This window comes from Nonomuraea sp. NPDC050022 (assembly GCF_044460705.1).
In the GTDB taxonomy this organism is placed as follows: Bacteria; Actinomycetota; Actinomycetes; order Streptosporangiales; family Streptosporangiaceae; genus Nonomuraea.
In genome coordinates this window covers 293391-311512 of sequence record NZ_JBITKE010000010.1, presented here as the reverse complement: position 1 = coordinate 311512, position 18122 = coordinate 293391, and the positions used below count along the sequence as shown (strand labels likewise).

At 71.5% G+C, this 18122-nt stretch carries 13 protein-coding genes; 10 read left to right on the top strand and 3 right to left on the bottom strand.

Translation table 11 applies throughout. The features are described from left to right. Nucleotides 1-35 precede the first annotated feature (35 nt). The 9 genes from ACIBO2_RS39390 to ACIBO2_RS39350 all read left to right on the top strand — a co-directional run bounded on the left by ACIBO2_RS39390 (nucleotide 36) and on the right by ACIBO2_RS39350 (nucleotide 13720). Nucleotides 36-4880 (top strand): DEAD/DEAH box helicase, encoded by a 4845-nt coding sequence (locus ACIBO2_RS39390; protein WP_397303621.1) that lies wholly within the window; start codon nucleotides 36-38, stop codon nucleotides 4878-4880. A 145-nt stretch (nucleotides 4881-5025) separates the two neighbouring features. Further along, nucleotides 5026-5715, top strand: coding sequence for a GntR family transcriptional regulator (locus ACIBO2_RS39385; RefSeq protein WP_358535379.1), 690 nt, complete (start codon nucleotides 5026-5028; stop codon nucleotides 5713-5715). Between the two features lie 77 nt (nucleotides 5716-5792). After that, on the top strand, nucleotides 5793-7400 hold the full coding sequence (locus tag ACIBO2_RS39380; protein WP_358535377.1) for an ABC transporter substrate-binding protein: 1608 nt from the start codon (nucleotides 5793-5795) through the stop codon (nucleotides 7398-7400). After that, nucleotides 7400-8359 carry an ABC transporter permease gene (locus tag ACIBO2_RS39375; protein ID WP_358535375.1) on the top strand — a complete coding sequence of 320 codons (960 nt, stop codon included), beginning with the start codon at nucleotides 7400-7402 and terminating at the stop codon, nucleotides 8357-8359. The genes ACIBO2_RS39380 and ACIBO2_RS39375 overlap by 1 nt, the downstream gene beginning before the upstream one ends. Next, complete coding sequence (locus tag ACIBO2_RS39370; protein ID WP_225290655.1) at nucleotides 8352-9227, top strand: ABC transporter permease; 876 nt, start codon at nucleotides 8352-8354, stop codon at nucleotides 9225-9227. The genes ACIBO2_RS39375 and ACIBO2_RS39370 overlap by 8 nt, the downstream gene beginning before the upstream one ends. Beyond that, nucleotides 9224-10192 carry an ABC transporter ATP-binding protein gene (locus ACIBO2_RS39365; protein ID WP_397303617.1) on the top strand — a complete coding sequence of 323 codons (969 nt, stop codon included), beginning with the start codon at nucleotides 9224-9226 and terminating at the stop codon, nucleotides 10190-10192. The genes ACIBO2_RS39370 and ACIBO2_RS39365 overlap by 4 nt, the downstream gene beginning before the upstream one ends. Beyond that, a complete protein-coding gene (locus tag ACIBO2_RS39360; protein WP_397303614.1) occupies nucleotides 10189-11157 on the top strand; it encodes an ABC transporter ATP-binding protein in 969 nt (322 codons plus the stop codon). The genes ACIBO2_RS39365 and ACIBO2_RS39360 overlap by 4 nt, the downstream gene beginning before the upstream one ends. Next, complete coding sequence (locus ACIBO2_RS39355) at nucleotides 11154-12974, top strand: gamma-glutamyltransferase family protein (RefSeq protein ID WP_397303611.1); 1821 nt, start codon at nucleotides 11154-11156, stop codon at nucleotides 12972-12974. Before ACIBO2_RS39360 ends, ACIBO2_RS39355 begins: the two co-directional genes overlap by 4 nt. Next, nucleotides 12971-13720 (top strand): sulfite exporter TauE/SafE family protein, encoded by a 750-nt coding sequence (locus tag ACIBO2_RS39350; protein WP_358535365.1) that lies wholly within the window; start codon nucleotides 12971-12973, stop codon nucleotides 13718-13720. The genes ACIBO2_RS39355 and ACIBO2_RS39350 overlap by 4 nt, the downstream gene beginning before the upstream one ends. A 4-nt stretch (nucleotides 13721-13724) precedes the next feature. On the opposite strand, the gene ACIBO2_RS39345 is transcribed toward ACIBO2_RS39350, so the two are convergent. From ACIBO2_RS39345 to ACIBO2_RS39335, 3 genes are read right to left on the bottom strand one after another with little or no spacing between them, the layout of a single operon-like run. Then, nucleotides 13725-14810: a glutamate--cysteine ligase gene (locus tag ACIBO2_RS39345; protein WP_358535363.1), complete on the bottom strand. Its 1086-nt coding sequence runs from the start codon at nucleotides 14808-14810 to the stop codon at nucleotides 13725-13727. A 23-nt stretch (nucleotides 14811-14833) separates the two neighbouring features. Further along, on the bottom strand, nucleotides 14834-15481 hold the full coding sequence (locus ACIBO2_RS39340; protein ID WP_358535361.1) for a M15 family metallopeptidase: 648 nt from the start codon (nucleotides 15479-15481) through the stop codon (nucleotides 14834-14836). A gap of 24 nt (nucleotides 15482-15505) precedes the next feature. After that, nucleotides 15506-16651 carry an ROK family transcriptional regulator gene (locus ACIBO2_RS39335; RefSeq protein WP_358535359.1) on the bottom strand — a complete coding sequence of 382 codons (1146 nt, stop codon included), beginning with the start codon at nucleotides 16649-16651 and terminating at the stop codon, nucleotides 15506-15508. Nucleotides 16652-16789: 138 nt separating this feature from the next. Between ACIBO2_RS39335 and ACIBO2_RS39330 the strand changes: the two genes are divergently transcribed. Further along, nucleotides 16790-18121 carry an extracellular solute-binding protein gene (locus tag ACIBO2_RS39330; protein ID WP_358535357.1) on the top strand — a complete coding sequence of 444 codons (1332 nt, stop codon included), beginning with the start codon at nucleotides 16790-16792 and terminating at the stop codon, nucleotides 18119-18121. The last annotated feature ends 1 nt before the right edge of the window (nucleotide 18122 follow it).

Sequence of the window (18122 nt, the reverse complement as noted above, 5' to 3'; positions counted from 1 at the left end):
AGTTTTCTGTCGGTGCGACGAGGCAGTATGTGCTGGTGAGCTCGCTAGAACATTTCTCCCACACCACCAGGCAGTGGTTCGCCGGAGCGTTCGAGGCGCCCACGAGTGCGCAGGAAGGCGCGTGGGAGTCCATCGCGCGCGGCGACAACACGCTCGTGGTGGCACCCACCGGGTCGGGCAAGACGCTGGCGGCCTTCCTTTGGTCCCTCGACCGCCTGGCCGCCGCCGACCACCCCACCACTCCGGCGGATCCGACGCAGGTCGACGCGGATCCGACGCAGGTCGACGCGGGTCAGAAGCAGGTCGACGCGGGTCAGAAGCAGGTCGACGCGGGTCAGAAGCAGGTCGACGCCGGTCCCAAGCAAGGGCCGAAGCAGGTCAAGAAGCAGACCAAGGTCTTGTACGTGTCGCCGCTCAAGGCGCTGGCCGTCGACGTGGAGCGCAACCTGCGTGCACCGCTGGCCGGGCTCAAGCAGACCGCGCGCCGGCTCGGCCTGCCGGTGCCGGAGATCTCGGTGGCCATCCGCTCCGGCGACACCCCCGCCGAGGACCGCAGGCGGTTCGCCGCCCACCCGTCCGACATCCTCATCACCACGCCGGAGTCGCTGTTCCTGCTGCTCACCAGCCAGTCACGCGAGGCGTTGCGGGGCGTCGAGACGGTGATCGTCGACGAGGTGCACGCGGTGGCCGCCACCAAGCGCGGTGCCCACCTGGCGCTCAGCCTCGAGCGGCTCGACGCCCTGCTCCAACGGCCCGCGCAGCGCATCGGGCTGTCGGCGACCGTACGACCGGTGAGCGAGGTCGCGGCGTTCCTCGGCGGGTCCCGCCCCGCGACGGTCGTGCAGCCGCCCTCCGACAAGGTCATCGAGGTCGAGGTGGTCGTCCCGGTCGAGGACATGACGGAGATGGAGCGCAGGCCGGGGTCCTCCGCGGGCGGGCCGGGGTTCGCCGACGGTGAGGAGCCCGAGCCGTCCAGCCGGTCGATCTGGCCGCATGTCGAAAACCACCTGTTCGAGCTGATCGAGGCGCATTCGTCGACGATCGTGTTCGCCAATTCCAGGCGCCTGGCCGAACGTCTCTGCACCAGGCTCAACGAGCTCGCCTACGAACGCGTGCAAGGTCCCGAAGCCGTCGATCTGTCGATCTGGGAGACGCCGTTGCCGGGAGATCCGCCCCGGCCTACGCCCTTTTCGGAAGATCCATCCCGGCCGACGCCGCTGCCGGGAGATGCGCCCAGGCGCACGCCCCCACCGGAAGATCCGCCTCGGCGGGCGCCCGCCGAGATGATGGCGCAGGCGGGGGCGAGCAAGGGCGTGGTCACCGAGATCGTCCGCGCGCACCACGGCTCCGTGTCCAAGGAGGAGCGGGCGCAGATCGAGGAGGCGCTCAAGTCCGGCCGACTGCCCGCCGTCGTCGCGACGTCCAGCCTGGAGCTGGGCATCGACATGGGCGCCGTCGACCTGGTCGCGTGTGTGGAGGCGCCGCCGAGCGTGGCCAGCGGGCTCCAGCGCATCGGCCGGGCGGGTCACCAGGTGGGCGCGGTGTCCAAGGGAGTGATCTTCCCGAAATACCGCGGCGACCTGATCCAGACCGCCGTCGTGGCCGAACGCATGATGAGCGGCCAGATCGAGGAGCTGCGCTACCCGCGCAATCCGCTCGACGTGCTGGCCCAGCAGATCGTGGCGATGACCGCGCTGGAGGAGTGGACGGTCGACGAGCTGGAGGCCGTGGTCAAGCGGGCCGCTCCCTACGCGACGCTGCCGCGTACCGCGCTGGAGGCCACGCTCGACATGCTGGCCGGCCGCTACCCGAGCGAGGAGTTCGCCGAGCTGCGGCCGCGGGTCGTCTGGGACCGGGTGACGGGCACGTTGCAGGGCCGTCCGGGCGCGCAACGGCTGGCGGTGACCAACGGCGGCACGATCCCCGACCGCGGGCTGTTCGGCGTCTTCCTGGTGGGCGAGAAGGCGTCCCGGGTGGGCGAGCTCGACGAGGAGATGGTCTACGAGTCGCGGGTGGGCGACGTGTTCGTCCTGGGTGCGACCTCATGGCGGATCGAGGACATCACGGCCGACCGGGTGCTCGTCTCCCCCGCGCCCGGCCAGCCGGGCAAGTTGCCGTTCTGGCACGGCGACGCGCCGGGCAGGCCGGCCGAGCTGGGCAAGGCGATCGGCGCGTTCCTCCGCGAACACGCGGCGAACACCTCCAACGACCGCATGCGAGCGGCCGGACTCGACGACTACGCCGCCCGCAACCTGCGCGCCTACCTCGACGAGCAGCGTGAGGCCACCGGTTACGTCCCCGACGACCGCACCCTCCTGGTCGAACGCTTCCACGACGAGCTCGGCGACTGGCGCGTCGTCATCCACTCCCCCTACGGCGCGCGGATCCACGCTCCGTGGGCCCTGGCGATCAACCGGCGGCTGCGCGAACGCTACGGCCTCGACGTACAGGCCGTGCACTCCGACGACGGCATCGTGCTGCGGATCCCCGACACGCTGGTCGAGCCGCCCACCGACGTGGCGGCGTTCGACGCCGAGGAGATCGAGCGGATCGTCACCGAGGAGCTGGGCGGCTCGGCGATGTTCGCCTCCCGGTTCAGGGAGTGCGCGGGCCGGGCCCTGCTGCTGCCGCGCCGCACGCCCGGCCGGCGCAGCCCGCTCTGGCAGCAGCGGCAGCGGGCCGCCCACCTGCTGGGAGTGGCCTCTCAATACGCGTCGTTCCCGATCGTGCTGGAGACGATGCGCGAATGCCTCCAGGACGTGTTCGACGTGCCCGGGCTGGTGGCGCTGATGCGCGACATCGCGGCGCGCCGGGTGCGGGTGGTGGAGGTGGAGACGTCGCAGGCGTCGCCGTTCGCCACGTCGCTGCTGTTCCACTACATAGGCGCCTTCATGTACGAGGGCGACGCGCCGCTGGCCGAGCGCCGGGCCCAGGCACTGGCGCTGGACATGACCCTGCTGGCCGAACTGCTCGGCGAGGCCGACCTGCGGGAGTTGCTCGACCCCGACGTCATCTCCGACACCGAACGCGAGCTGGCCAGGCTCGACCGGCCGTTGCGTGACGCCGAGGACCTGGCCGACCTGCTGCGCTCGCACGGGCCACTGCTCGCGCCCGACGTGAGCGTGCGCGGCGGCGATCCGGCCTGGCTGACAGAGCTCGAACGAGCCCGCCGGGCGATCAAGGTGCGGATCGCGGGCGAGGAGCAGTGGGCGGCGATCGAGGACGCGGCCCGGCTGCGTGACGCGCTGGGCGCGCCGCTGCCGGTCGGGATCCCGCACGCGTTCCTGGAACCGGTCGCCGACCCGCTGGCCGACCTCGTGGCCCGCCATGCCCGTACGCGCGGGCCCTTCCATGCCGGTACGCCCGCCGCGAGGTTCGGCCTGGGCGTGGCCGTGGTGACCGACGCCCTGCGCCGGCTGGCGGCGGCCGGGCGGGTGGTCAACGGCGAGTTCCGGCCGGGTGGCCGGGGCGAGGAGTGGTGCGACGCCGGTGTGCTGCGGACGCTGCGGCGCAGGTCTCTGGCGCGGCTGCGCAAAGAGGTCGAACCGGTCCCGCCCGAGACGCTCGCGCTGTTCATGCCCGCCTGGCACGGCATCACCGGCTCGGCGGCACGCGGCACCGACGGCGGCGGAGCGGCTGGCTCGGCACCACGCGGCACCAGCGGCGCGGCGCGGGCGATGGACGCGCTGATCCACAGCGTCGAGCAGCTCCAGGGAGCCGCCGTGCCCGCGTCGGCGCTGGAGACGCTGGTCCTGCCGTCGCGCGTGCCCGGCTACCATCCGGCGCTGCTCGACGAGCTGACCGCCTCGGGCGAGGTGATGTGGGTGGGCCAGGGGTCGCTGCCCGGCGGCGACGGCTGGGTGTCGCTCTACTTCGCCGACACCGCTCCCCTGCTGCTGCCCGAACCCGGCCAGATCACCATGACCCCGGTGCACGAGCAGGTGCTCGACGTGCTGGGTGGCGGCGGGGCGCTGTTCTTCCGGGGGATCTCCGACCAGCTCGGCTCGCTCGACGACGCGGCGCTGGTGTCGGCGCTGTGGGATCTGGTGTGGTCGGGGCGCGTGTCCGGTGACACGCTGGCGCCGCTGCGGGCCACGCTCGGGTCGGGCCGGCCCGCACATCGGCCGGCCACCACGCGCCGGCGGCGGGCCGTGCTGCCGAGCAGGAGCGGGCCGCCCACGGTGGGCGGGCGCTGGTGGCTGCTTCCCTCACCCGCCGAGGACACCACCCAGCGGGCGCAGGCCCAGGCCGAGGTGCTGCTCGAACGGCATGGGGTGGTGACCCGCGGGGCGGTGACGTCGGAACGGCTGCCGGGCGGGTTCACGCCGGTCTACCAGGTGCTACGGGCCTATGAGGAGAGCGGGCGGTGCCGCCGGGGCTACTTCGTCGAGGGGCTCGGGGGCGCGCAGTTCGCGCTGCCGGGGGCGGTGGACCGGATGCGCGCGATGGCCCCGAGCGTCGCGCCGGCCGGCCCGGCATCCGGCGACCTGGGCCCATCCGGGCGGGCCGCCGATCGGAGAGCGGTCGTCCTGGCCGCGGCTGATCCGGCCAACCCCTACGGGGCGGCGCTGTCGTGGCCGGCGCATCCCGGCGAGGTGGGGCACAAGCCCGGCAGGAAGGCGGGCGCGCTGGTGGTGCTGGTGGACGGGTTCCTGGTGCTTTACGTGGAGCGGGGCGGCAAGACGCTGCTGTCCTTCGCCGATGACGAGCGGCTGCGGCCGGCCGTGGACGCGCTGGCGCTGGCCGTACGGGATGGGGCGCTCGGGAAGCTGACCGTCGAGCGGGCCGACGGCGCCTCGATCGGTGAGTCACCACTGGCGGCGGCACTGGAGGAGGCCGGGTTCCACCCGACGCCGCGAGGTCTGCGCCTGCGCGCCTGACCGACCGAGAAGCCTGACCAACCAAGAGACCCGCGCGCCTGACCGACCAAGAGGGCTGCTCCGGCCTGACGATGTGTACGGCGTCACCCTCTGGATTCCCCGACGACACCGGAAACGGCCGTAACTTTGTATACGATTCCCTCAAATGACTGAGCTGACACTGGGCGGCGCCCATCTCCCCCTTCGCGACCAAGTGACCGCGGAGATCCGCCGACTCATCATCTCCGGCGAGCTCCCCCAGGGTGAGCGCCTGGTCGAGGACCGGCTGGCCGCCCGGCTGGGCGTGTCGCGCAACCCGGTGCGCGAGTCGATCCGGGTGCTCGCCGCCGAGGGGTTCGTGCAGGTCATCCCCAGGATCGGCGCCACCGTGGCGCGGCTGTCGCCGGCCGAGGCCGAGGAGCTCTTCGACGTGCGGATGGCGATCGAGGGGCTGGCGGCCCGGCTGGCGGCGCGCAAGCGAACCCCGGAGACGGCCGCGCGACTGCGGCTGGTGCTCGACTCGGCCAAGGAGGCGGTCGAGGAGGGCAGGCTCGAACGGGTGGCCGACCTCAACACCGCCTTCCACCTGGCCGTGGGTGAGGTGGCGGGCAACTCCTACCTCAATCTGATGATGGCGCCGATGCTGCTGCGGGCTCAGTGGGTGTTCCGGCAGACCGCGGCCGCACGCGGACCGCACTCCTGGTCGGAGCACCTGAGCCTGTGCGAGGCCATCGCGGCGGGCGACGAGGACGAGGCCCAGGCCAGGGCGGTCGCGCACGTCGCCGCGGCCAGGCGGTCGTTCCTGGCCGCCGTACGCCCGGCGAAGCCTCAGCACGACGAGAAAACGGTCGGATAACAACATGCGGTGACGAAACACCGTTGAAATCCAGGTTCTTGTATACAGTCTCCTAAAGCTCGTCCCCCGGAGGCATCATGAGACCCAGGCTGGTCTTGACGCTCGCCGTACTCCCCATAGCCCTGACGGCTTGCGGTGGAGGCGGTTCGAGCGGCACCCCCGTCGCCCCGTCAGTGGCCGACGCCACGTCCGACAGCCGCGCCGTCAAGAGCGGCGGCACCCTGAACATCGCGCTCAACGCCGACCCCGACGCGCTCGACCCGAGCGTGTCCACCACGCTGGTGGGCCGCGAGGTGTTCGCGAGCATGTGCGAGAAGCTCTTCGACATCGACGCGAAGGCCACGCTGGTCCCGCAGCTCGCCACCGCCCTGCCCGAGGTCTCGGGCGACGGCAAGGAAGTGACGATCAAGCTGCGCGAGGGCGTGAAGTTCAACGACGGCACCGCCTTCGACGCGGAGGCGGTCAAGAAGTCGCTGGATCGCCACCGTACGTGGGAGAAGTCGGCCCGCCAGGCCGACCTGGCCGCCGTGTCGAAGGTGAGTGTGGTCGATCCGGCCACCGTCAAGCTCACGCTGACGCGCGCGTTCACGCCGCTGACGGCGCAACTCGCCGACCGCGCCGGGATGATCATGTCGCCCAAGGCGCTGGAGGCGGCGGGCGACAACTTCGGCGCCAGCCCGGTGTGCGTCGGGCCGTTCAAGTTCGCCGCGCGCACCTCCGGCAGCCAGATCGTGCTGGACAAGGCGCCCGACTACTACGACGCCGCCAAGGTGAAGCTCGACAAGCTCGTATACAAAATCATCGTCGACCCGAACGTACGGGCCGCGAACCTGAAGTCCGGCGACGTCCAGGTGGCCGACCAGCTGGCCACGACCACGGTCAAGGGCGTGCAGGCCGACCCGAACCTCACCGTCGTGTCCGGCGGCGGGCTCGGCTACTACGGCCTGACGATCAACACCGGCAACGCCAACGGCTCCACCGAGAAGCCGGGCACGGTCAGCACCCCGCTGGCCAAGAGCCCGCAGCTGCGCGAGGCGTTCGAGCTGGCGCTGGACCGCGACCAGATCAACAAGACCGTCTACAACGGCCTGTACGAGGCCGACTGCTTCCCGCTGCCCGCCGACAGCCCCTACCGCTCGCCCTCGCTCCAGTGCGCCAAGCGCGACCTGGCCAAGGCCAAGCAGCTGGTGCAGGCCTCCGGTGTGCCGACGCCCATCCCGGTCACGCTGACCACGCCCAACGACGCCACCAACCAGCGTCTGGCCCAGGTCATCCAGCAGATGACCAAGGAGGCGGGCTTCAACGTCACGGTGCAGACGGCCGAGTTCGTCAGCACGCTGGAGCAGGGCAAGGCCGGCAAGTTCGACACCGTGCTCAACGGCTGGTCGGGCCGGGTGGACCCGGACGGCAACCTGTCGAACCTGATCACCAGCCGCGGCAGCAACAACTACAGCGGCATGTCCGACCCCGGCATCGACGATCCGATCAAGGAGGCCGCGGCGGTCACGGAGCCGGCCCAGCGCGCCGAGCTGTACGCCAAGGCGTTGCAGCGGGCGGCCGAGGTGCGCGGCGTGGTGTACCTGTATCACAACAAGTACTACCTGGGCATGAACAAGACCGTCGCCGGTGTCCAGTACTTCAAGGATGGCCTGCCCCGCTTCGTCACCGCTGGGTTCGCCGCCTGATGGTCTGGTTCATCCTCCGCAGAGCGGGCTCGGCGGTGATCGTGCTGTTCCTGGCCAGCATCCTGATCTTCCTCGGGATCAGGGCGCTGCCCGGGGACCCGGCCGTGGTGATGGCCGGTGAGGAGGCCTCGCCCGCGATGGTCGAGGCGATCCGCCACGAGTTCGGTCTGGACAAGCCCCTGCCGGCCCAATACCTCGACTACGTGGGCCAGACCCTGTCCGGCAACCTCGGCCGCTCCACCCAGGATCAGCTGCCGGTGGCCGACATCCTGGCCGAGCGGCTGCCGGTGACGCTGGAGCTGTCGGCGCTGGCCCTGCTGGTGGCGATCGTCGTGGGCCTGGGCGCGGGCATCGTGGCCGCGATGAAGCGGGGCCGGCTGCCCGACTACGTGGCCACCGGCTTCGGCCTGGCGGGGCTGTCCGTGCCGCACTTCTGGCTGGGGCTGCTCGGCATCCTGCTGTTCGCGGTGACGCTGCGCTGGCTGCCCGCCTCCGGGTACGTCCCGTTCACCCAGGACGCCGGCCAGAACCTGCAGCGCATGATCCTGCCCGCCCTGGTGCTCGGCACCGGGTTCGCGGCGATCCTGATGCGGCAGACGCGCTCGGCCATGCTGGGCGCGCTGTCGGCCGACTATGTGCGGACCGCCCGGTCCAAGGGCCTGTCGGAGGCCAAGGTGGTGGGCGCGCACGCGCTGCGCAACAGCCTCACGACCGTGGTGACCGTCCTGGGCCTGCAGCTCGGCGCGCTGATCAGCGGCGCGGTGGTGACGGAGCAGATCTTCGTCATCCCCGGTTTCGGCAAGCTGACCGTGGACGCCGTGCTCACCCGCAACTATCCGGTCATCCAGGCCGTGGTGCTGATCACGGTCATCGGGTACGTGCTGGTCAACCTCCTGGTCGACATCGCCTACGCCTTCCTCAACCCCCGCATCCGGTTGTCGGGGGGCGGGCATGGCTGACGCGCTGGCCGTACCGGTGACGACGGGCCGGGCCGATCGCCGCCGCAGGCTGTGGCGGCGCTTCAGGCGGCGCCCGATGCCGATGGCGGGGCTGGTGCTCGTCGCCGGGTTCCTGCTGCTGGCGCTGCTCGGACCCCTGCTCACCGGCGATCCGTCGGCGCAGGACTACACCGCCACGCTCGCGCCACCGTCGGGCGCGCACCCGCTCGGCACCGACGACCTGGGCCGCGACGCCCTGGCCAGGATCGCGCACGGGGCGCAGGTATCACTGCAGGCCGGCGTGCTGTCCACACTGCTGGCCATGGTGATCGGCATCCCGATCGGGCTGGTGGCCGGGTTCTACCGGCGCTGGCTGGACCCGGTCGTGATGCGGCTGGTCGACGTGACGCTGGCCTTCCCGTTCCTGGTGTTCGCGGTGGGGCTGGCGGCGATCATCGGCCCCTCACTCAAGGGTGTGGTGCTGGCGCTCGGCTTCTCCCAGTTGCCGGCGGTCATCCGGATCACCCGCGGCGAGGTGCTGGCGATCAGGGAGATGGACTACGTGGCCGCGGCCATCGCCGACGGCGCCACCGACCGCCACATCCTGCTCCGCTACGTGCTGCCGAACTGCTCCAGCCCGCTCATCGTGCAGGCCACGGTGGCGATCCCGGCGGCGATCATCGGTGAGTCGACCCTGTCGTTCCTGGGCCTGGGGGTCCAGCCGCCGACGCCGTCGTGGGGCGTGATGCTCACCACCGCCCAGCAGTACCTGGACGTCGCGCCCTGGCTGGCGATCTGGCCGGGACTGATGATCGCGCTGGCCACGCTCGGCTTCAACCTGCTGGGCGACGGGCTGCGTGACGTTCTCGACCCGAGGAGCGGCCGATGAGCCTACTCGAGATCACCGACCTGACCGTCGACTTCGACACCGAGGACGGCCTGGTGCAGGCGGTCAGGGGCATCTCGCTCGAACTGGGCGAGGGCGAGATCCTGGCGCTCTGCGGCGAGTCGGGGTGCGGCAAGTCGGTCACCGCGATGTCCATACCGAGGCTGCTGCCGCCGGACACGACCAGGCTGTCGGGCTCGGTCAAGCTCGACGGCCGTGAGCTGACCACGCTGCCCGAGTCGCGGATGCGGCAGATCAGGGGCAAGGACGTGTCGGTCGTCTTCCAGGAGCCGATGACCTCGCTCAACCCGTCGTTCACGGTCGGCTACCAGATCACCGAGGTGCTGCGCCGGCACGAAGGTCTCTCCCGCAGGGCCGCGCGGGACCGCGCGGTGGAGCTGCTCGAACTGGTCGGCATCCCGCTGCCCGCCCGCCGGATCAAGGAGTATCCGCACCAGCTCTCGGGCGGCATGCGCCAGCGGGTGATGATCGCGATCGCGGTGGCCTGCTCGCCGCGCGTGCTGATCGCCGACGAGCCAACGACCGCGCTGGACGTGACGATCCAGGCGGGCGTGCTCGACGTGTTCCGCGACCTGCGCGACCGGCTCGGCACCGCGGTCATCCTGATCACCCATGACCTGGGCGTGGTCGCCGACATCGCCGACCGGGCCGTGGTCATGTACGCGGGCCGGGCCGTCGAGCAGGCGCCCGTCACCGAGCTGTTCGCGCGGCCGCGCCATCCGTACACGCTGGGCCTGATGAACGCCCTGCCGTCGGCCGCCGTGAACGGCCGGCTCGCCGAGATCCCCGGCATGGTGCCCTCGCCGCTGACGGACCCGGACGAGTGCGCCTTCCAGGCGCGCTGCGGCCGCGCGCAGGACGATTGCCGAAGCAGAAGACCCCAGCTAGAGCCCCAACTGCCGGACGATCATCTGGCGGCCTGCTTCCACCCGGGAGGGCGGTCGTGATCCTGGAGATCGACAACCTGGTCAAGCACTACGGCCAGGTACGCGCCGTGGACGGCCTGTCGCTGAGCATCGGCCAGGGCGAGGTGCTCGGCCTGGTCGGCGAGTCAGGCAGCGGCAAGTCGACCGTCGGCAAGTGCGTGCTGCGGCTGACCGAGCCCACCTCGGGCAGCATCCGGCTCGACGGCCGCGACATCACCCACCTGTCGCGCCGGGCCATGCGCCCGCTGCGCAGGGACGTCCACATGGTTTTCCAGGACCCCTACTCCTCGCTCAACCCGCGCTTCACGATCGAGCAGATCGTCGGCGAGCCGCTGCTGCACCACGGGATCGCCAGCCGACGCGAGGCGGGCGGGCAGGTCGCCGCCATGCTGGAGCAGGTCGGGCTGCGCCCGGAGATGAGGTCGCGCTTCCCGCACGAGCTGTCCGGCGGGCAGCGGCAGCGGGTAGGGCTGGCCCGCGCGCTCATCCTGGAGCCCAAGCTGGTGGTGGCCGACGAGCCGGTGTCCGCGCTGGACGTGTCGGTGCAGGCGTCGGTGCTCAACCTGATCACCGACCTGCAGCGGGAGATGGGCTTCTCCTGCCTGTTCATCACCCATGACCTGTCGGTGGTGGAGTTCCTGGCCGACCGGATCGCGGTGATGTACCTGGGCAAGATCGTGGAGTCGGGGCCGACGGCCCAGATCTTCGCCGAACCCCGCCACCCCTACACGCAGGCGCTGCTGTCGGCGGCGCCGGTGGCCGACCCGGTCAGGCAGCGCGAGCGGCGCCGGATCGTGCTGGGCGGCGACGTGCCGAGCCCGGTCGATCCGCCCGCCGGCTGCCGCTTCCACACCCGGTGCCCGCTGGCGTACGACACCTGCCGGACGAGCGAGCCGGCACTGACAGACCCCCGTACGAGCGGCCACCCGGTCGCCTGTCACCTGGTCACGGCGGACCACGTGCCCGACGCGGCCGCCACCCGATGAAGGGACGCGCTTTGTTCACCACCAGGCCCGAGCTGACCGGAGACTTCGGCATGGTGGCCAGCACGCACTGGCTGGCCTCCGCTACCGGCATGAGCGTGCTCGAACGCGGCGGCAACGCCTTCGACGCGGCCGTCGCCGCCGGGTTCGTCCTTCAGGTGGCGGAGCCGCACCTGAACGGGCCCGCCGGCGAGGTGCCCATCCTGCTGTGGAGCCAGGACGAGGAGCGGGTGTCGGTCGTGTGCGGGCAGGGCGTCGCCCCCGCCGCCGCCACGATCGACCGGTTCACCGGCCTGGGGCTCGACGTGGTGCCCGGCACCGGGCTGCTTGCGGCCACCGTGCCCGGGGCGTTCGGCGGCTGGATGCTCATGCTGGAGCGCTGGGGCACCTGGACGCTGGCCGACGTGCTCGAACCGGCCATCCACTACGCCACCCACGGCGTCCCGGTGCTCGACCGGATCGCCGCCACGGTCTCGTCGGTCGAGCGGCTCTTCCTAGAGGACTGGCCGACGTCGGCCGCGACCTGGCTGCCGCAGGGCAAGGTACCGGGAGCCAAGCTGACCAATCCCGTGCTCGCCGCCACCTACCGCAGGCTCGTCTCCGAGGCGCGGGCCGCGTCGAGCAGCCGCGAGGGGCAGATCGCGGCCGCCCGCGACGCCTGGTACCGGGGGTTCGTCGCCGAGGCCATCGCCCGGTTCAGCGCCGAGACCGCCTGGCGCGACAGCTCGGGCGAGGTCCACGGCGGCCTGCTCACCGGCGACGACCTGGCGGGCTGGTCGGCCTCGGTCGAGGAGCCGGTCACCTTCGACTACCACGGGCACACGGTCTGCAAGACGGGCCCGTGGGGGCAGGGGCCGGTCTTCCTGCAGCAGCTCGCCCTGCTGTCGGGGTTCGACCTGGACGCGATGGGGCAGCTCAGCGCCGACTACGTGCACACGGTGATCGAGAGCGCCAAGCTCGCCTTCGCCGATCGCGAAGCCTGGTACGGCGACACCGAGGTGCCGATGGCCGACCTGCTCGACGACGACTACAGCGCGAAGCGGCGGGCGATCATCGGCGTCGAGGCCAGCATGGAGCTGCGGCCGGGCGCACCGGGCGGGCGCACGCCTCGGCTGCCGGTGTTCCCCGGAGCCGGCACGGTCAGCACCGCGCCGGGCATCTCGGGCGTACGGTCCGGTGTGGGCGAGCCCACGGTCAGCGCTGTGGGCGAGCCCACGGTCGGCTCCGACGGCTCCACCCGTGGCGACACCTGTCACGTGGACGTCGTGGACCGGCACGGCAACATGGTCTCCGCCACGCCGAGCGGCGGCTGGCTGCAGAGCTCGCCCACCATTCCCGAGCTGGGCTTCTGCCTCGGCACCCGGGCGCAGATGTTCTGGCTGCAGGAGGGGCTGCCCGCCTCGCTGCGGCCGGGCACGCGCCCGCGCACCACGCTGTCGCCGTCGTTCGCGCTGCGCGAGGGCAAGCCGTGGCTGGCCTTCGGCACACCCGGCGGCGACCAGCAGGACCAGTGGAGCCTGAACTTCTTCCTCTCCCTCGTCCACGGCCGGCTCAACCTGCAGCAGGCCGTCGACGCCCCCATGTTCCACTCCGAGCACTTCCCCAGCTCGTTCTTCCCGCGCGGCTCCCGGCCGGGCGTCATGCACGTGGAGAACCGGCTGGACCCGGCGGTGGTCGCCGAGCTACGGCGGCGTGGTCACCAGGTGGAGGTGCAGGGGCCGTGGTCGCTCGGCCGGCTCAGCGCGGTCGCCCGTGACGGCGACTTCCTGAAGGCCGCCGCCAACCCGCGCGGCGCCCAGGGCTACGCGGCCGGCCGATGATCGAGCTGTCCGAGCTGGCCTTCCTGGCCGGGGCGGGCCTGCTGGCCGGGGCGGTCAACGCCCTGGCCGGCGGGGGCACCCTGATCTCCTTCCCGGCGCTGCTGGCGCTCGGCTATCCGAGCATCACCGCCTCGGTGACGAACGCGGTGGCGCTGTGGCCCGGCTACCTGGGCGGTGTCCTGGGTTACCGGGCCGAGCTGCGCGGGCAGCGGCGCCGGGCCACGGTGCTCTCGGCCACCACCGTGCTCGGCGCGATCGCGGGCAGCTCAATGCTGCTGCTCACACCGGGGCGGCTGTTCGACTCGCTGGTGCCGTGGCTGGTGGCCTTCGCCAGTCTGGCGCTGCTGGCGCAGCCCTGGCTGCGCAAGCGCTTCGAGGGCGACGGACGGGAGGGCACCAGCGGGCTGGTCCACGTCGGGGTGTTCCTCGGCGGCTGCTACGGCGCCTACTTCAACGGCGGCATGGGGGTGCTGCTGCTGGCGGTGCTCGGGCTGTTCCTGCATGACGACCTGCATCGGGTCAACGCCGTGCGGGCGACCCTGTCACTGGTGATCAGCACGGTGTCGGTGGTGGCGTTCTCGCTGTTCGGGCCCGTGCGGTGGGAGGCGGTGGCGGTGGTGGCGCCGGCGAGCCTGGCGGGTGGCTTCCTCGGCACCCGTCTGGCCCGGCTCATGCCGCCCGCCGTGTTGCGCGGCGTCGTGGTCGTCTTCGGGCTTGGCGTAGCCACGGTTCTCGCCCTGCGCTGACCGGTCAGGCGACCGTGGCTTCGATCAGGTCGTCCACGACCGCCGCCAGGTGCCCGGTGCGGGCGTGCGCCCTGCGCTGGCGCTCCGCTCCGGAACCCCGGCCGAGCAGCCGGTCCAGCCCTTCTTCGACCACCGGCAGATCACCGGCCTCGGCCGCGGCGTCCCGTACGTGCTCCAGAAGACGACCCGCCATCACCCGCGCCGGCACCAGCACACCCTCACGCACGTCGAGACTGTCGCCGCCCAGGCCGTCACGCGCGGCTCGCCAGTAGGCGGCCCGTATGACCTCCGACGGGATCGGCAGCCCGCGGTCACCGTGCGCCACGGCGGCCAGCGCGGTCACGACCAGGCTGCGGATCAGCCCGATGATGGTGAGGCTGTCGCTGACGTCCAGCGGCACGTCGGCGACGCGCACCTCGATGGTCGGCAGCGAGGGTGACGGGCGCGCGTCCCAGTACACCGTCTTGGGGTCCATCAGCGCGCCCGACTGCGACAGCGCGCGCAGGGCCAGCTCGTAGTCGGCGTACGACGGGAAGTACGGCGGAGCACCCGAGACCGGCCAGCGGCCCCAGCTGATCACCCGCCAGGACGCGTAGCCGGTGTCGCGCCCCACGAAGAAGGGCGAGTTCGCGGCCAGCGCGATCAGCGTGGGCAGCCACGGGCGTAGGTGATTGCCGACGTAGACGGCCTGTTCCTCGTCGGGGACGTCCACATGCACGTGCAGGGCGCAGATGCTGAGCTCGTCCTGCAGCGCGCGGTAGAGAATCCGGCCCTGCTCGTAACGGACGTCGTCGGTGAGCGGAATCGGCACCACGTCACCGAGTACGGGAATGCCGCTGGCGACCACGGCCAGCCCGCACGAGCGGGCCGCTTCGGCCACCTCCTTGCGCGCGGCCCTCAGCCGCGTGCCTAACTCACCGAGGTCGGCCGAAGGGGCGGTCCGGGCCTCGACCTGGAAACGGGTGATCTCGTGAACGACGTCTAGGACGTCCGTCGCGGCGGCCAACACCTCTGCCGCCCGGGGAGCCACGTGGCGCGACCAGGGATCGACGATGAGGTACTCCTCCTCGATCCCGATAAGAGGAGTCACATCCCTTTTATGCCCCTTTTCCGCTAGGCAAAGCGGTGCGGGCCATAGAGTGCGTACGGTCTTCCCTCGGCGAGCGCCCAATACCGGTCGCCGAAGGACCAGTGCCACCACTCCGTCGGGTAGTTGACCAGGCCGACAGGCTCCAGGGCGTCAGCGAGGATCTTGCGATGGGCGCGGGCGTCGGCCGAGATGTTCGTGGCGTCCATGTAGCAGGCGCCGTCGCTCTCCTCCGGGTTGTCGTTGACCTGGGTGCCCATGTCGTACTCCGTGCCGTCGGGTGCGGTGAGCGTCAGGTCGACGGCGGCCCCGGCGGTGTGCGGAGCCACCTCGACTGGCGACACATACCGACTCGCCGCGATATATGCCTCGTCAGGCGACATTTCGGGGAAGGCGGCGCGCAGCCCGTCGCGGTACTCCTCGAAGATGCGGCGCTGCGTGTCGATCGGCCGGTAGCCCTCGACGATCAGCAGGTGGAAGCCGTCGGGCAGCCGCCGCTCGGCCCGCTCCAACCGCGCCAGCAGCCCGGACCGCAGGTGCGCGAAGGCACCCGCACGGTCGGCCATCCGCTCGTCCACGCGCAGGCGGCCGCGTACGTCCGCCAGTTCCTCGCCGTTGTCGCGCACCGGGATGGCGGCGACGCGGGGATCAGAGATCAGCACGATGTCGCTCATGGGCTGCCACATAGGCAGAAATTCTCACACAGTGTCGGAGAAAACCTGATCTCGGGCCTGCGCCAAGGCCGCGACCAGGGCGCCGCGCAGCACCGGATTGCCCGCCACCCCGGTCGTGACGACCTTGGGCCGGGTCGGGCAGAACCGGGCGACGGCCTCCTCGACCTTGGCGGCCAGGCGTTCGCCGCCCGCGCGGCCGACGTCGCCGCTGAGCACGATCAGGCCGGGGTCGAGGACGACCGTCACGGCCGCGGCCCCCACCGCCAGGCGCGCCGCCACCTCGTCCAGGTACCCGTCGCAGCCGTTGCGTACCTGGTCGGGGACCGTGGTGCCGAGCACGCCGTGCGTGGTGGCGAGCCCGCTCAGCGCGTCGTGCCCGACCAGTCGCTGAAAGGAGCCCGAGGTCGGCTGCGTCACGTCGACGGGCAGCGGCTCGCCCGGCACGGGCAGCCAGCCGATCTCACCCGCGGTCCCGGTGATGCCCCGGTGCAACCGCCCACCGAGCATGACGCCCAGCCCTTGGCCGACACCCGCCCAGATGACCACGAAGTCGTCGTGTCCGGCGGCGGCGCCGTAGCGGTGCTCGGCCAGCGCGACCAGGTTCACGTCGTTCTCGATGATCACCGGGACGCCCAGCGTCTGGCGCAGGCTGGCCAGCACGCCGACGTGCCAGGCCGGCAGGTCGCAGGAGAAGCGCACGTCGCCGCTGCCCGGATCGACCACGCCCCTGGTGCCGATCACGAAGGCGCGTAGCTGTGACAGGCTGACACGGGCCGAGGCGCAGGCCCGCTGGACCGCGGAGTGCACGGCCTTGACCGGATCCCCGTCCGCCGGGTTGACGGTGACCTCGACCACGATCTGTCCGGTGATGTCCGCCACACCCACGGTGAGGCTGTCGGGCAGCACTTCGAGCCCGGCGACGTACGCACTGGACGGGTTCACCGCGTACAGGGCCGCGTGCGGACCCCTGCCCCCCGCCCGCTCCCCCGCCACCCGGACGAGCCCCCGCTCCTCCAGCCGGGCGAGCAGCTGACCTGCGGTCACCTTGGACAAGCCGGTCCGCTCACCGAGCTCCGCACGGGTCAGCGGCCCGTCCTCCAGGAGGAGTTCGAGTGCCGTGCGGTCGTTCAACCGGCGGAGCAGCCGAGGGATCCCCGGGCTTCGGCTCATCGACGCGCTCCCTCTCGTCACGAATGGCTAACGGGCGTTTTTTTTAAGAAAGTTTCTTGTTAGTTTAGCAGCAGTCGTTCGGACATGCAGATCAGCCTGGTGCGGACCGCAAGCGAGCACCCGGGAAGGGAGAACCCTGTGAGGATCGCGCAGATCACCGCCACTACGGTCACCACGGCCGCTCTGGCCCTGGGCCTGGCCGCTTGTGGTTCCGGCGGGACGCCCGCGGCTTCGCCGAGCGCGGCGGCCTCCGCCCCCGCGTCCGGCCCCAAGTACGCGGGCAAGGAGCTGACCTTCTGGCGCCTGGGCGACAGCAACCCCGCCGCGCAGAAGTACACCGACGAGCTGGTCGCCGCCTTCGAGCAGCAGACCGGCGCCAAGGTGAAGGTCGAGTGGATCCCGTGGCCGCAGGTGAACGACAAGTTCACCGCCGCGGCGGCCGGTGGCACCGGTCCCGACGTCACCGAGATCGGCAACGACCAGGTGCCGCTGTGGCAGAGCCAGGAGGCCCTGGAGCCCGTCACCGACATCGTCGCCTCGGGCGACCAGGCGCAGATCCCGAAGAACCTGATGGGCCTGGAGACGATCGACGGCGAGACCTACGCCGTGCCGTGGGGCGGCGGCAGCCGGGCGGTCCTGTACCGGGCCGACTGGTTCAAGGAGCTCAAGATCGAGGTCCCGAAGACCTGGGACGACCTGGTCGCCGCAGCCAAGAAGATCCAGTCCAAGAAGGGCAAGGACGTCGACGGGTTCGCCTTCAACGGCGGCTCCGACGCCAACCACCTGCTGGGCGCCCTCGCCTGGACCGCCGGCGGCGACTACGCCGTCAAGGAGGGCGACAAGTGGGTCGGCAAGCTGACCGACCCCGCCTTCAAGGCCGGCTTCGCCCAGTACACCGGCCTGGTCACCGACGGCCTGTCCAGCAAGTCGCGGCTCACCCAGAACACCACGGACATCCGTACCCGCTTCGCCAACAACAAGGTGGGCATGTACCTCACCGCGTCGTGGGACCTGCCGGGCATCGACGAGGACAGCAAGGGCAAGCTCAAGGGTGACAAGCTGGCCTTCTTCCCGCTCCCGTCCAAGGACGGCGGCGAGGCGCAGTCCTTCCTCGGCGGCAACGACATCGCCGTGTGGGGTGGCGCCAAGGAGAAGGACGCGGCCAAGGAGTTCGTGAAGCTGGCCTCCGGCAAGGAGTGGGGCGACAAGTACGCCAAGGACGGCGGCCTGCTCCCCGTCTACCCGGACGCCCTGGCCGCGCTGGCCGGCGACCCGGCCCAGGCGCCGTTCGCCGCCGCCTTCGCCAAGGCCAAGGCCTTCCCGGCCAGCCCGCACTGGACCGAGGCCAACGAGACCAAGGCGGTGCTGCAGAACGCGGCCCGCACGGTCATCGAGGGCAAGTCGTCGGCCGACGACGCGCTGGCCAAGGCCAACAAGGAGCTCGAAGACATCCTCAACGCCGCCTCATAGC